11 protein-coding genes are annotated in these 13,471 nt (G+C 71.9%); 2 read left to right on the top strand and 9 right to left on the bottom strand.

Annotated elements, in window-relative coordinates:
- Window positions 1–99 precede the first annotated feature (99 nt).
- Both FM069_RS06105 and FM069_RS06110 read right to left on the bottom strand, forming a co-directional pair.
- The gene (locus FM069_RS06105; protein ID WP_143487394.1) at window positions 100–705 is read right to left on the bottom strand and encodes an outer membrane protein; all 606 of its coding nucleotides are present in this window, start codon (window positions 703–705) and stop codon (window positions 100–102) included.
- Between the two features lie 266 nt (window positions 706–971).
- Window positions 972–2,150, bottom strand: a complete 1,179-nt coding sequence (locus tag FM069_RS06110) for an MFS transporter (RefSeq protein WP_143487395.1) — start codon at window positions 2,148–2,150, stop codon at window positions 972–974.
- A gap of 334 nt (window positions 2,151–2,484) precedes the next feature.
- Here FM069_RS06110 and FM069_RS06115 point away from each other — a divergent pair, with 334 nt between their 5' ends.
- Entirely contained in the window at window positions 2,485–3,207 is a 723-nt protein-coding gene (locus FM069_RS06115) for a 4'-phosphopantetheinyl transferase family protein (protein WP_143487396.1), read from the top strand.
- Window positions 3,208–3,270: 63 nt separating this feature from the next.
- Here the strand turns inward: FM069_RS06115 and FM069_RS06120 are convergent, their stop codons facing one another.
- Complete coding sequence (locus tag FM069_RS06120) at window positions 3,271–4,833, bottom strand: S8 family serine peptidase (protein WP_143487397.1); 1,563 nt, start codon at window positions 4,831–4,833, stop codon at window positions 3,271–3,273.
- A gap of 605 nt (window positions 4,834–5,438) precedes the next feature.
- On the opposite strand from FM069_RS06120, the gene FM069_RS06125 reads away from it, so the two are divergent.
- Window positions 5,439–5,735 (top strand): DUF2845 domain-containing protein, encoded by a 297-nt coding sequence (locus FM069_RS06125; protein ID WP_143487398.1) that lies wholly within the window; start codon window positions 5,439–5,441, stop codon window positions 5,733–5,735.
- A gap of 6 nt (window positions 5,736–5,741) precedes the next feature.
- Here FM069_RS06125 and FM069_RS06130 read toward each other — a convergent pair whose 3' ends face one another.
- The 6 genes from FM069_RS06130 to kdpF form a co-directional block, all read right to left on the bottom strand.
- A complete protein-coding gene (locus FM069_RS06130; RefSeq protein ID WP_143487399.1) occupies window positions 5,742–5,954 on the bottom strand; it encodes a DUF3820 family protein in 213 nt (70 codons plus the stop codon).
- 57 nt (window positions 5,955–6,011) lie between these two features.
- Window positions 6,012–8,699 (bottom strand): sensor histidine kinase, encoded by a 2,688-nt coding sequence (locus FM069_RS06135; RefSeq protein WP_143487400.1) that lies wholly within the window; start codon window positions 8,697–8,699, stop codon window positions 6,012–6,014.
- A gap of 69 nt (window positions 8,700–8,768) precedes the next feature.
- Complete coding sequence (gene kdpC / locus FM069_RS06140) at window positions 8,769–9,323, bottom strand: potassium-transporting ATPase subunit KdpC (RefSeq protein ID WP_143487401.1); 555 nt, start codon at window positions 9,321–9,323, stop codon at window positions 8,769–8,771.
- A 35-nt stretch (window positions 9,324–9,358) separates the two neighbouring features.
- Window positions 9,359–11,407 (bottom strand): potassium-transporting ATPase subunit KdpB, encoded by a 2,049-nt coding sequence (gene kdpB, locus FM069_RS06145; protein WP_143487402.1) that lies wholly within the window; start codon window positions 11,405–11,407, stop codon window positions 9,359–9,361.
- A gap of 11 nt (window positions 11,408–11,418) precedes the next feature.
- Window positions 11,419–13,119: a potassium-transporting ATPase subunit KdpA gene (gene kdpA, locus FM069_RS06150; RefSeq protein ID WP_143487403.1), complete on the bottom strand. Its 1,701-nt coding sequence runs from the start codon at window positions 13,117–13,119 to the stop codon at window positions 11,419–11,421.
- A gap of 10 nt (window positions 13,120–13,129) precedes the next feature.
- Window positions 13,130–13,216: a K(+)-transporting ATPase subunit F gene (gene kdpF, locus FM069_RS06155; protein WP_143487419.1), complete on the bottom strand. Its 87-nt coding sequence runs from the start codon at window positions 13,214–13,216 to the stop codon at window positions 13,130–13,132.
- Window positions 13,217–13,471: the final 255 nt, after the last annotated feature.

The raw sequence follows: 13,471 nt of genomic DNA on the forward strand, positions 1-13,471 counted from the left end.
CCTCAACGAAACACGGCGCCCGGAGGCGCCCCGCTTCGGGTGCATCGTCCCGTCGCATCCTGCCTTGCCCGTCACCGGGCGCGCACGGGACGCGACCGGTCAGAAATAGTAGTTCGCGCCCAGGTAGGCCTGGCCGGTGCTGCGCAGGTCCAGGGAACCGGCCTTGGCGCCGTCGTGGTCCTTGACCTCGACGCTGGCGTTGCTGCGCAGGTAACGGTAGCCGCCTTCCACGGAGAAATTGTCGGCGACCTTCTGCAGGATACCGGCCTGCACCCCCGCGGCGTAGCCGATGTCGCTGTCGCGGCGGTAACCGGAGGCGTTCTGGCTCAGCTTGGTCAGGCCCAGGGTGGCGCCGGCGAACAGCTTGGTGCTGTCGGTGAGGGGCAGGAAGGCGTCGTAGCTGCCCAGCAGGTTGCGCTGGCGCAGGTTCAGGTCGTGGTGGTAGTCGCCGGTCAGGCTCTCGTAGCTGGCGTACCAGCGGCCCTGGGCGTCTTCCTGGCCGGCGCGCAGGCCGTAGGTGCTGGCGTGCTTGAGCACGTCGTCGTACTTCGGGTTGTCCAGGTTGCGTTCCAGGGCGCTGGACCGCTCCATATTGCTGGTGCTCTGGCCGATGCTCAGGCCGACGAAGGGATCGGCGGCCTGGCTGGACAGGGCGACGAGGGACAGGCCGGCGGCCAGGGCGAGACGGGTCAGTGGGACGTTCATCGTGAATCCTCCAGATGAGTGAACGGGTTCGGCCGACATGCTGGCCGAAACGCCCTGAACCCCGGCTGAACCCATCCTGAACCGCCGCTGAACGATTCCGCCCTCCCCTGGTGCCCCCCATGCCTAGGTTCTGTACGAAAAGTCGTCGAGCGAAGGTCAGGCAAGGCAAAAACAGGCGAAGAAGCGGGGTTTACGTGCTGTAAATGAGCAGTCTGAGCCTGTTTTTAACGCAGCATCACCGAGCGCAGGCACGTTTCGTACAGAACCTAGAGCGCCCGGGCGCGCCAGCCGGCGAAGGCGAATAGCAGCGCCAGCACCCCCAGCAGCGCCAGCCAGCCGGCGTGCTGCCAGACATAGCCGCCGCCATAGCCCACCAGGCTCGACCCCAGGTAATAGGCGCACAGGTACAGTGCCGAGGCCTGGGCCTTGGCGCCCCGGGCGCGCAGGCCCACCTGGCCGCTGGCCACCGCATGGGCGGCGAAGAAACCCAGGGTGAAGCAGGCCAGGCCGGCGATGACCGCGGCCAGCCAGGGCAGCGCGCACAGCCCCACCCCGGCCAGCATCAGGCCGATGCCGCCCTGCACCACCCGCCGGGCGCCCAGGCGCGGCACCAGGCGGCCGCCCCAGCCGGCGCTGACGATGCCGATCAGGTAGACGCTGAACAGCAGGCCGATCACCGTGGGCGACAGGCCGAAGGGCGGCGCCGCCAGGCGGAAGCCAATGTAGTTGAACAGCGCCACGAAGCCGCCCATCAGCAGGAACGCCAGGAGGAACAGCGGGCGCAGCGCGGGATGGGCCAGGTGGGCGCGGAAATTCCCCAGCAGCCCGCCCAGGCTCAGGGGCTGCGGGCGGAAGTGCCGGGACGGCGGCAGCAGCCAGACGAACAGCCCGAGGGCCGCCAGGGCCAGCACGGCGATGCCGCCCAGGGCCAGCTGCCAGCCGCCCAGGTCGCTGAGCAGGCCCGCCAGCAGCCGTCCCAGCAACCCGCCCAAAGCGGTGCCGCCGATGTACAGGCCCATGGCCGCCGGCAGCGACTCGGGGTCGAACTCCTCGCCCACGTAGGCCATGGCCAGGGCCGGCAGCCCGCTCAGGGCCAGCCCCAGCAGCGCCCGCAGCACCAGCAGGGCGTGCCAGGAGGTCACCAGCGCGCAGCCCAGCCCGAGCACCCCGGCCACCCCCAGCGCCAGGGCCATCACCGGCTTGCGGCCGAAACGCTCGCTGAGGGCACCGGCCAGCAGCAGGCAGCCGGCCAGGGTCAGGGTGGTGAGGGACAGGGCCAGGCTGCTGGTGGCGGCCGAGACCCGGAAGTGCCCGGCCAGTTGCGGCAGCAGCGGCTGCACGCAGTACAGCAGGGCGAAGGTGGCGAAACCGGCGCAGAACAGCGCCCAGGACGCCCGTCGGTAGGCCGGCGTGCCGTGCAGCAGGTGCGGGGGTGCCGCGCTCATGAGGTCTCCCGGAAAGCCCGGCCGAGACGGCCGCGAAGGGCCCAGGCTAGCACAGCGGCAGGGGCTGGCCGGCGCGCGATGGCGAAGCGGCAGCGGGAGGCGAGGCGGACCGGGGAAGGCCGTGGGCCGGCCAGGGCGGGAGCGGGAGGGGCGAAAATACCGGACCGGCTGTACGCCGGTCCGGCAAAAACCTCACCTTGCGTTTCCAGGGAAACGCGGCGCCAGTCTGGCAAAGCCGCGGCGTTCGCTCCGTTGGCCTTTGGTTACCGCTGTGCAACCGAATGTAACCCGGCCGTGACTGGTCAGTTCGGCGCCCGGCCGGCAGAATGCGGCCATGACCCGTACCCACCCCGCCTGCTGCGGCCCGTTCGACTTCGCCTGGCCCCTGCCCGCCCCGCTTCCCGGCGTGCGCTGGGTGGCCTGCCGGTTCGACCCGGCGCGCCTCGACCCCGCGGCGTTTCGCCAGAGCGACGTGCCGATGCCGGCGAGCATCGAGCGCTCGGTGCCCAAGCGCCAGGCCGAGTACCTGGCCGGCCGCCTCTGCGCCCGGGAGGCCCTGCTGCCGCTGCTGGGGCGCCCGGCGATCCCGACCATCGGCAACGACCGTGCGCCGGTGTGGCCCCACGGGGTCTGCGGCTCCATCACCCACGGCTCGGGCCTCGCCGCCGCGGTGGTGGGCCCGTCCCGCGCCTGGCGGAGCCTGGGCCTGGACGTGGAGGAAGACCTGCCGGACGACCGCGCCGAGCGCCTGGCCGGGGAGATCCTGGTGCCGGCGGAACTGGAGCGCCTGGCCGGCCTGCCGGCCGCGGAACGGGCCCGCCAGGTCACTCTGACCTTTTCCCTCAAGGAGAGCCTGTTCAAGGCCCTCTACCCGCTGGTGCGCCAGCGTTTCTACTTCGAGGCCGCCGAGGTGGTTGCCTGCGCCGGGGGCCGGGCGCGGCTGCGCCTGCTGGCGGACCTGGACGGCGAATGGCGAGCGGGCTGCGAGCTGGACGGCCTGTACGCCGCCCATGGCGCCCACCTGCTGAGTGTGGTGGCCGTCGCCGCCAGAGGCTGACGGACGCGGCCGGAAGAAAAAGGACGACCGGCACGAAGGCCGGCCGTCAGCCTGCAAAACGCGTTACTGGAAGGACCAGTTGAGGGTGACGCCGCTGAAGGCGGAGTAGGCGTTGATGCCCACGTGCCACTCACCGGCGGTCGGCTTGTTGAAGGTGCAGGTCTCGGCGTTGCCTTCCTTGTACGGCCGGCAGTTCCAGCTGGACGCGGTCGGTTGCTTGCCGATCTGGGTGTACAGGTCGGCGTCACCGGTGCCACCGGAGATGCGCACCGTCAGGCTGTTGGTGCCGGCCGGCACGGTGAAGTTGTAGCGCAGCCAGTTGCCGGCGCTCGCCGAGAGGTTCGGCTTGGTCTGGCCGTTGCCCGGGTTGCCCGGGTCGCTGCCGCCGTCGCAGCCCTTGCTCAGGTAGTCGCTGGCGGCCTTGGCCTTGATGATGCCGTAGCCGTAATAAGTGTCCCGGCCGGCGGTGCCGCGGTCCTCGGCGGTGGCATCCAGGGCCTTGCGGATCTGCTCGGCGCTGCACTGCAGGTGCTGGCTCCAGACCAGGGCAGTGACCCCGGACACGTGGGGCGTGGCCATGGAAGTCCCGGACATGCTGCCGTACTTGTTGCCGGGCATGGTGGATTGGACGTTGACCCCGGGCGCGGCGATCTCCACGTCGTTGTTGTACTGGGAGAACGAGGCGCGGTTGCCGGCGCTGTCCACTGCCGCCACCGAGATCACCGACTCGTAGGCCGCCGGGTAGGAAAGCGAGCTGTTGCCGGAGTTGCCGGCCGCCGCCACCAGCAGCATGCCGCCCTGGTAGGCGCTGTCCATGGCGTTGCGCTCGGTGGTGGACGAGGCGGTGCCGCCCAGGCTCATGCTCACCACGTTGGCGCCGGCGTCGCGGCACTGCTGGATGGCCGCCACCAGGTCGGAGCCGTAGGCCCAGTCGCCGTTGTTGTCGAACACCTTGACGATGTGCAGGCCGATGTTGCCCGAGCGGCTCACCCCCACCACCCCGACGTTGTTGCCGCCCAGGGCGGTGATGGTGCCGGCGACGTGGGTGCCGTGGCCGTTGCCGTCCTCGTACCAGTTGCCAGTCTGGCTGTTGCCGGTGCCGGTGATGCCGCTGGAGGGCAGGTCCTGGTGACCGAGGGAATAGCCGGTGTCGACGATGCACACCTTGCGGCTGGAGATGTTGGCGTCGGACACCTGGGGCGCCTGGACCATGGTGATGCCGTAGGGGGTCTGCTCGGCCATCAGGTAGCGCTTCGGGTCGCGCTCCACGTATTCCACCGAGGGATCGCGGCGCAGGGCGGCCAGTTGCTGGGCATCGAGGGTCGCGACGCTGGCGCCCACCTGGTCCAGGTGCATGATGGCCTGGGTGCTGACCCGGTTGAGCACGGCGTCGGCCACCAGGGTGTCGAACCGACCCTGGGCCATGGGGCCCACCAGGCTCGACTTGGCCCGCAGGTCTTTGCTCAGGCTGTTGGGGGACTTGTACTTGATGATGTAGCGGGCGCTTTCCTGGCTGGCACTGTCCGGGGCGAGGGTCCCGGCCGCCTGGGCGCCCGCGGAGGCGAGGGCGACTACTGCAGCGAAGGCTGTCGCGGTGAAGGCGAATCCTGACTTCGACGTTTCCATGTAGCGATCTCCGTGATTGTTTTTGTCTCCGGTGCGAACCGGCAGAAACTCACGGTAGCCGAGCTTTCCACGCCGTGAAGGCGGCCCCTGGACGCTCGTCCCAGGTCTTCCTTAGCGTCTTTTCGACGAACAAAAAACGCTTCAAATACAAAAGGTTGCGACATGTAACAGTATATGTCGGAGACCATGAAACGAGTTCTGGCAAGGCACTCCGGCGATTTCTAGTACGTTCGTACTCATTTTTCTGGAAAGCTTTTCTTACAGGCGGGGCGCCGTCCCGGTGCAGGGGTTGCGTCGAAGTTCGTGGCCGTTCCAGAGCCTGCGGGCGGATCCGGAGCTGACCGAACGCTCAACCCGACGCGCGTTTTTCGCGCACGCCCGGGCCGATCCGGCGCCAACGCCTGGGCGCCGCCGCCTCCCGCCGTGCTGGACAAATTCCGCATTCTGCACAGGGGGGTTGCCGCCGGTCCGCACTGGAAATCATCGGACGAACGGTAGGCCAGCAGCACGCCCCTGGCCTGGAGGAGCGCCCCCGGCGATACTGCCGGACTCCCGCCGTACCGCCCCCTGCGGGCCGGCGGACGGCTTTCGAGGATCGGGATGACATGAACCGCCTTTCGCGCCCTGCCCTGCTGCTGATCGGCCTGGGTATCGCCGGCCTGGCCCAGGCCGACTCCTTCCGCTGCGGTGGCAAGCTGGTGAACAGCGGCGACCGGCTCTACGACGTGCAACGGAAGTGCGGGGCGCCGGCCGACCGCAGCATCACCGGCTACACCCTGGACGCCTACGGTCGCCAGGAAGCGCCCGTCGAGGAGTGGGTGTACCCCGGCGGGGGCGGCGCCTACAGCGTGCTCACCTTCGTCGCCGGGCGGCTGGACAAGGTGGAGCTGCGGCGCCCCTGACGCCATTCAACGCGGGCGCAACGGCTCCAGCAGGCCGGCCAGGCCGTTGTGGTCGATCTCCTGCATCAGCGCCAGCAGCCGGCCGATCTCCCCCGGCGGGAAGCCCGCCCGGGCGAACCAGTTGAGGTAGTGCCCCGGCAGGTCGGCGATCAGCCGGCCCTTGTACTTGCCGAACGGCATGCTGCGGGTCACCAGCAGCTGCAGGTCTTCCGGCTTCATCCTCGTCTCCCCGGCAGGGCGCCCATCGCGCCGGGCGGCATTCTCCCAGAGCCGCCCTCAGCGCTCCACCTCCACCGCCGGCTGCGCCGGCAGCGGCAGATGCAGGACCATCCCGGTGCCGCGCCCGTCCAGGCCCTCGCCGACGCTCACCCGGCCGCCGTGGGCGCCCAGCATGCCCTGGCAGATGGCCAGGCCGAGGCCGCTGCCGGCGGCGCCGCGGTCGCCCCGGGCGGCGGTGTAGAACATGTCGAACACCCGCTCCCGCTCCGCCTCCGGGATGCCCGGCCCCTCGTCCCTGACCACGAAGCGCAGTTCGTCGGCGTCGGCCTCCACGGCCACCTGCAGGCGGCCGTCCGCCGGCGAGAAGCGTGCGGCGTTCTCCAGAACGTTCACCAAGGCCTGTTCGATCAGCGCGGCGTGCACGTGCAACAGCGGCAGCGGGTCCGCCAGGCGGGTTTCCAGGCGCAGCGGGGCCAGCATCGGGCGCAGCCGGCCGAGGGCGCTGGCGACGATGTCCGCCGGCGCCACCCAATCGCGGTTGAGGGTCAGCCCGCCGTGGCCCAGGCGGGTCATGTCCAGCAGGTTCTGGATGTAGCGGTCGAGGCGCTCGGCCTCGTCGCGGGTGCCCTCCAGCAGCGCCCGGCGGTCCGCCAGGGGAATCGCCTCGCCCAGGGCCAGCAGGCTGTCGATGGCGCCGCGCATGGCGGTCAGCGGCGTGCGCAGGTCGTGGGACACCGAGGCCAGCAGCGCGCTGCGCAGTTGCTCGGTCTCGCCGTGCAGGCGCGCCGCCTCCAGGTCCTCCGCCAGGCGCGCCCGGGCCAGGGCCTGGGCCACCGGCTGGCCGAGGGCCGCCAGCAGGCGCCGGCGCGCCGCCGACAGCGGCCGCCCGTCACGCCCGCGCACCCCCAGCAGCGCCAGGGCGCCATCCTCGCCGGACAGCGGCCACCACCACCAGCGCCCGCCGGGCAGGGTGTCGGTGCCGGTGCCGGCGGGCCGCTCGTGCTGCCAGGCCCAGTCCGCCGCCGCCCGCTCCGGTTCGGCGAAGCGGGCGGCGAAAGCCGCGGCCCGGGCCTCGACGGAACTGCCCGGGCTGCCCTCGGCCGCCGCCACCAGGCGCCAGGCACTGTCGCCGTCACGCACCACCAGGCAGGCGTCCAGGGCCGGCCACTGGCCGAACTGCTGGGCGGTGGCGCTGTAGATGGCCTCGCTGTCGGTGGCCGCGGTGAGCCGCCGCGACAGCTCCAGCAGCGCCGTGGTTTCCCGCTGGGCCTGGCGCAGGGCGGTGAGCTGGCGCCGCTGGCGGGCCGCCAGGTTGCCGGTGAGGGCCGCCATCAGCAGGAAGAACAGCAGGGTCAGGACGTCTTCCTGACGCTGGATGGTGAAGGAGAACGCCGGCGGGATGAACAGGACGTCATAGGCCAGGAACGACAGCACCGCGCAGGCCAGGGCCGGCCCCGGGCTGCTGCGCACCGCCACCAGCAGCACCGCCGCGAGGAACACCAGGGAGATATTGGGCAACGCCAGGTAGCGGGACACGCCCCAGGCCAGGGCCGAGGCCACCAGGGCGGCCACGGTCGCCAGCAGGTAGTCGGTAGCCCGCAGCGGCGGGCGTCGGGGCCGTGTCCGCCGGGCATGGCGGGCGCCCTCGCCGTCCAGTACGCTGATCTCCAGGCCGTCGCCGCGCCGCAGCAGGCGCTCGGCGAGCCCGCGGCGCCAGCCCCGGCGGTCGCCGTGGCCCACCAGCAGCAGGCTGGCGCGGCGTTCCCGGGCGTGCTCCAGCAGGGTCCGCACCACTTCGCCGCCGCGCAGCAGCACCACTTCGCCGCCCAGCCGCTCGCTGAGTTGCTGGGCGGCCTGCAACCGCGCGCGGCTGTGCTCGTCGCCCACAGCGCCAGTGTCCACGTGCACCGCCGACCACGGCAGGTGGCGGCGCTGGGCCACTTCGCTGGCGTGGCGCACCAGGCGGTCGGCCGCCTCGTCGCCGGCGATCCCCACCAGCAGCCGGCCGCGCACCGCCGGCGCCTCGCGGCCGTGCTGGCGGTAGCGCCGGGCGAGGTCGGCGTCCACCCGGGCGGCGGCGGCCTGCATCGCCAGCTCCCGCAACGCGGTGAGGTTGGTCTGGGAGAAGAACGCGTCGATGGCCGCCCGGGCCTGCTCGGGCACGTAGACCTTGCCGTCCCGCAGGCGCTCCAGCAGCTCCCGCGGCGGCAGGTCGATCAGCACCAGCTCGAAGGCGTCCTGCAGCAGCCAGTCCGGCACCGTCTCGCGCACCTGCACCCCGGTGATGTCGCGGATGCGGTCGTTGAGGCTCTCCAGGTGCTGCACGTTGACCGTGGTGTAGACGTCCAGGCCGGCGTCCAGCAGCTCCTGCACGTCCTGCCAGCGCTTGGCGTGGCGGCTGCCGGGGGCGTTGCTGTGGGCCAGCTCGTCCACCAGCACCAGCTGCGGCGGGTCGGCCAGCAGGCCGTCCAGGTCCATCTCCGCCACCGCCACGCCCTGGTAGTCCCGGCGCAGGGCCGCCTGCACCGGCAGCCCGGCCAGCAGCGCCGCGGTCTCGCCGCGGCCGTGGGTCTCCACCACCCCGGCGCGCACTCGCACGCCCTGGCGCAGGCGGGCCTGGGCGGCCTGCAGCATGGCGAAGGTCTTGCCCACCCCGGGCGCGGCACCGAGGAACACGTTCAGGCGGCCCCGCCCGGCGGCGGGCAGGTCCGCCAGCAGGGCATCGGCCCGGCCACTGTCGCTCATGGATGTCCTCGTGCAGTCGTGAAGGTGCGACCGCGCCCGTGGGCGCGGCGATCCAGTCTACCCGCCGGCTCAGAGGCCGGCGCGGTTGGCCAGGGCCAGGTTCAGCGCCAGCACGTTGACCACCGCCGGGCCCACCGCGGGGTGCCGGGTGTGCTGGGCCACCAGACGCTCCAGGGCCTCCACCGGCAGGCCGCGGGCGGCGGCGATGCGGGCCACCTGGTAGCGCGCGGCGGCCGGCGGCAGGTGCGGGTCGAGGCCACTGGCCGAGGTGGTGACCAGGGCCAGCGGCACCGGCCCCTGGCCCGGCACCGCCAGGGCACGGGCGTCGGCGGCGATGCGCTCGGCCAGGGCCGGGTTGTCCGCCGCCAGGTTGCTGGCGCCGCTGGGCACGCTGGCGTAGTCCGCCGCCGACGGCCGCGGGTGGAACCACTGGGGGCCGTCGGCCGGCTGGGCCAGCAGCGCGCTGCCGCGCAGCGTGCCGCGGGCATCGCGCACCAGGCTGCCGTTGGCCTGCTCGGGGAAGGTGGCCTGGGCCAGGGCGGTGACCACCAGGGGGTAGGCGACCCCGGTGACCAGGGTGAGCGCCAGCAGCGAGGCGATGGCGGGACGCAGGTGATGGAACATGGGAAGTCCTCGGATCGGGTCAGGAAGGGCCGGCATCACACCAGCCCCACGGCGGTCAGCAGCAGGTCGATGAGCTTGATCCCCAGGAACGGCGCCACCAGGCCGCCGACACCATAGATCAGCAGGTTGCGCCGCAGCAGGCGGGCGGCGTCCAGGGCCTGCACGCGCACCCCGCGCAGGGCCAGGGGAATCAGCACGACGATGATCAGCGCGTTGAACACGATGGCCGAGAGAATCGCGCTCTGCGGGCTGTGCAGGCGCATCAGGTCGAGGGCACCCAGCTGCGGGTAGAGCCCGGCGAACAGCGCCGGCAGGATGGCGAAGTACTTGGCCACGTCGTTGGCCACCGAGAAGGTGGTCAGGGCGCCGCGGGTCACCAGCAGCTCCTTGCCCACCCGCACCACGTCCAGCAGCTTGGTGGGGTCGCTGTCCAAGTCCACCAGGTTGGCCGCCTCCCGCGCCGCCTGGGTGCCGTCGTTCATGGCCAGGCCGACGTCCGCCTGGGCCAGGGCCGGGGCGTCGTTGGCGCCGTCGCCGCACATCGCCACCAGCTTGCCCTCGGCCTGCTCCTGGCGGATGCGCGCCAGCTTCTTCTCCGGGGTGGCCTCGGCAATCACGTCGTCCACCCCCGCCTCGGCGGCGATGGCGGCGGCGGTGAGGGGGTTGTCGCCGGTCACCATGACCGTACGGATGCCCATGCGCCGCAGTTCGCCGAAGCGCTCGCGGATGCCCGGCTTGACCACGTCCTTGAGGTGGATCGCCCCCAGCAACTGGCCGTCGGCGGCCACCAGCAGCGGGGTGCCGCCGCTCTGGGCGATCTTCTCCACCTCCCGTGCCAGGGGCGCCGGCAGCTCGTCGCGGCCCAGGTGCAGGTAGGCCAGTACCGCGTCCACCGCACCCTTGCGGTAGCGAGCGCCGCGCCAGTCGGCGCCGGACAGGCGCGTCTCGGCGCTGAAGGGCACCACGTCGAGGTCTTCCCGGGGCGGGGCCTGCAGGGTGTGCAGGCCCTTGAGGTAGTCAACGATGGAGGTGCCTTCCGGGGTCTCGTCGGCCAGGGAGGCGATCAGCGCCGCCTCGGCCAGCGCCGGCGTTGTCACCCCGGGCGCCTTGACCATGGCGCTGCAGCGGCGGTTGCCGAAGGTGATGGTGCCGGTCTTGTCCAGCATCAGCACGTGCACGTCCCCCGCCGCTTCCACCGCGCGACCGGACTTGGCGATCACGTTGAGGCGCACCAGGCGATCCATGCCGGCGATGCCGATGGCCGAGAGCAACCCGCCGATGGTGGTGGGGATCAGGGTCACCAGCAGCGCCGCCAGGTACACCAGGGGCAGGTCGCCGCCGGCGAAGCGGGCGAACGGCTGCAGGGTCGCCACCACCACCAGGAAGATCAGGGTCAGGCCGATCAGCAGGATGTCCAGGGCCACCTCGTTGGGGGTCTTCTGGCGCTTGGCGCCCTCCACCAGGGCGATCATCCGGTCCAGCGTGGATTCCCCGGGGTTGGCGGTGATCCGCACCAGCAGCCAGTCGGAAACCACCTGGGTGTTGCCGGTGACCGCCGAGCGGTCGCCGCCGGCGGCGCGGATCACCGGCGCCGATTCGCCGGTGATGGCCGCCTCGTTGACCGCCGCCACGCCGTCGATCACCTCGCCGTCGCCGGGAATGCTCTCGCCGGCCTGGACCCGTACCACGTCGCCCCGGCGCAGGGCCGCGGCGGCCACCGTCTCGTAGCCGTCGCCGGCCCGGCGCCGCGCCATCAGGCCGCGCCCGCCGGCCCGCAGGCTGTCGGCGCGGGCCCGGCCGCGGCCCTCGGCCAGGGCCTCGGCGAAGTTGGCGAAGAGCACAGTGAACCACAGCCAGAGGGCGATCTGCAGCGCCAGACCGGTGGACACGCCGCTGTCCGGCACCGCGCAGAGCAGGCTGGTGAGGGTGGCGGTCAGGGCCACCACCGCCATCACCGGGGCGCGCCACAACCGGCGCGGGTCGAGCTTGACGAAGGCCTGGCGCAGCGCCGGGGCGCAGAGCGCGGCGAAGGACGTCCCGGCCAGCGGCGCCTGGGCGCCGTGCAACGGGTTCTGGGCATTCATGACAGGTCTCCTCAGGCGCCGCCGACGGCGGCGAAGTGTTCGGCCAGGGGGCCGAGGGCCAGGGACGGCAGGAAGGTCAGGCCGCCCACCAGCAACAGGGTCAGGGTCAGCAGCACCACGAACAGCGGGCCATGGGTGGGGAAGCTGCCGCTGCCCTGGGGCGCCCGGGTCTTGGCCGCCAGGCTGCCGGCGATGGCCAGCACCGGCAGGATGTAGCCGAAGCGGCCCAGCAGCATCGCCAGGGCGATCATCAGGTTGTGGTACGGCGTGTTGGCGCCGAACCCGGCGAAGGCCGAGCCGTTGTTGGCGGTGCCGGAGGTGTAGGCGTAGAGGATCTGGCTGAAGCCGTGGGCGCCGGGGTTGCTCACCGCCGCCGCGGCGCCGGGCAGGCAGGCTGCCAGGGCCGCCGGCACCAGCACGCCCAGGGGCATCACCAGCAGGGTTGCCACCAGCAGCCGCACCTCCCGCGCCTCCAGCTTCTTGCCCAGGTATTCCGGGGTGCGGCCGATCATCAGGCCGGCCAGGAACACGGTGATCAGGACAAACAGCAGCATGCCGTAGAGGCCGGCACCGACGCCGCCGAAGATCACCTCGCCGAGCATCATGTTGAACAGCGGCACCAGCCCGCCCAGGGCGCTGAAGCTGTCGTGCATGGCGTTCACCGAGCCGTTGGAGGCGGCCGTGGTGGTCACCGCCCAGAGCGCCGAGGCGACGCTGCCGAAGCGGCTCTCCTTGCCCTCCAGGGAGCCGATCTGCTCCACCGGCAGGGCGGCCAGCGCCGGGTTCGGCCGCAGCTCCGCCCAGAGGGTGGCGCCCAGGCCGAGGACGAACAGGATCAGCATGCTGGCCAGCAGCGCGCGGCTCTGCCGGCGGTCGCCCACGTAGTGGCCGAAGGTGAACAGCAGGGCCACCGGGATCAGGATGATCGCCGCCACTTCCAGCAGGTTGCTCCAGGCCGTGGGGTTCTCGAAGGGGTGGGCCGAGTTGACCCCGAAGAAGCCGCCGCCGTTGGTGCCCAGTTGCTTGATGGCGATCTGGCTGGCGGCCGGCCCGAGGGGGATGCTCTGCTCGCCGCCCGCCAGGGTATGGGCCTGGACGTAAGCGTGCAGGCTCTGGGGCACGCCCTGCCAGACCAGCAGCAGCGCCAGCACCAGGCAGAATGGCAGTAGGCCATAGAGGGTGGCGCGGGTCAGGTCGACCCAGAAGTTGCCCAGGTCGGCGGTGCTGCGCCGGGCGATGCCGCGGCAGAACACCACCAGCACCGCCAGGCCCACTGCAGGGCTGACGAAGTTCTGCACGGCGAGGCCGAGCATCTGGCTGAAGTAGCTCAGGGACGCCTCGCCGCTGTAGGCCTGCCAGTTGGTGTTGGTGACGAAGCTCACCGCGGTGTTGAAGGCTAGGCTCCATTCCATCCCCGGCAGGTGCTGCGGGTTCAGCGGCAGCGCGCCCTGCCCCACCAGGATCAGGAACAGCAGCACCAGGCCGACGGCGTTGAACGCCAGCAGCGCCCCGGTGTAGCGCTTCCAGTCCTGGCCGGCGCCGGGGTCCACCCCCGCCACCCGATAGCACAGCCGCTCCAGCGGCTGCAGCAGCGGCGTCAGCAGGGTGCGCTGGCCTTCCATGGCGCGGTACAGGTAGCGCCCCAGCCAGGGCGCGGGCGCCAGCACCAGGACGAAGAAGGCCAGGATCAGCCCGAAGTCGTGAAGCTGCATGACGCGCCTCCTAGCGATCCGCCCGCAGCAACGCGGCCAGCAGGTAGATGAAAAGCCCCACGGCCAGTGCCAGGGACGCCCCGTCGAGAAAACCCATGGTGATGCTCCGTTAACGCGGCCGCGCCGCAGTGGCGGTCATTCTCGAAGGGAGGCGCGTAAAGAAACGATCCGCGGCACGGGGCCGCGGCGTAAAGAAGCCATAAAGAAATCGGCGTGCGGGCGAGCGAGAGGCCCGATTGGGCGGGGGGACAAGGGCAGGGCGTCAGGGCCGACTCATGGCGGGATCGGGGCGGTGCGGGTGCGGCCCAGGCTGGGGCTGGGGCTGGGGTCGAGGTCGAGGTCGGGTCGGGTC

The sequence above is a fragment of the Pseudomonas mangiferae genome (assembly GCF_007109405.1).
Classification (GTDB): domain Bacteria; phylum Pseudomonadota; class Gammaproteobacteria; order Pseudomonadales; family Pseudomonadaceae; genus Pseudomonas_T; species Pseudomonas_T mangiferae.

Excerpts from the sequence above, each read along its gene's own strand:
- FM069_RS06105 (WP_143487394.1), bottom strand. The coding sequence starts at position 705 with ATGAACGTCCCACTGACCCGTCTCGCCCTGGCCGCCGGCCTGTCCCTC.
- FM069_RS06110 (WP_143487395.1), bottom strand. The coding sequence starts at position 2,150 with ATGAGCGCGGCACCCCCGCACCTGCTGCACGGCACGCCGGCCTACCGA.
- FM069_RS06115 (WP_143487396.1), top strand. The coding sequence starts at position 2,485 with ATGACCCGTACCCACCCCGCCTGCTGCGGCCCGTTCGACTTCGCCTGG.
- FM069_RS06120 (WP_143487397.1), bottom strand. The coding sequence starts at position 4,833 with ATGGAAACGTCGAAGTCAGGATTCGCCTTCACCGCGACAGCCTTCGCT.
- FM069_RS06125 (WP_143487398.1), top strand. The coding sequence starts at position 5,439 with ATGAACCGCCTTTCGCGCCCTGCCCTGCTGCTGATCGGCCTGGGTATC.
- FM069_RS06130 (WP_143487399.1), bottom strand. The coding sequence starts at position 5,954 with ATGAAGCCGGAAGACCTGCAGCTGCTGGTGACCCGCAGCATGCCGTTC.
- FM069_RS06135 (WP_143487400.1), bottom strand. The coding sequence starts at position 8,699 with ATGAGCGACAGTGGCCGGGCCGATGCCCTGCTGGCGGACCTGCCCGCC.
- kdpC (WP_143487401.1), bottom strand. The coding sequence starts at position 9,323 with ATGTTCCATCACCTGCGTCCCGCCATCGCCTCGCTGCTGGCGCTCACC.
- kdpB (WP_143487402.1), bottom strand. The coding sequence starts at position 11,407 with ATGAATGCCCAGAACCCGTTGCACGGCGCCCAGGCGCCGCTGGCCGGG.
- kdpA (WP_143487403.1), bottom strand. The coding sequence starts at position 13,119 with ATGCAGCTTCACGACTTCGGGCTGATCCTGGCCTTCTTCGTCCTGGTG.
- kdpF (WP_143487419.1), bottom strand. The coding sequence starts at position 13,216 with ATGGGTTTTCTCGACGGGGCGTCCCTGGCACTGGCCGTGGGGCTTTTC.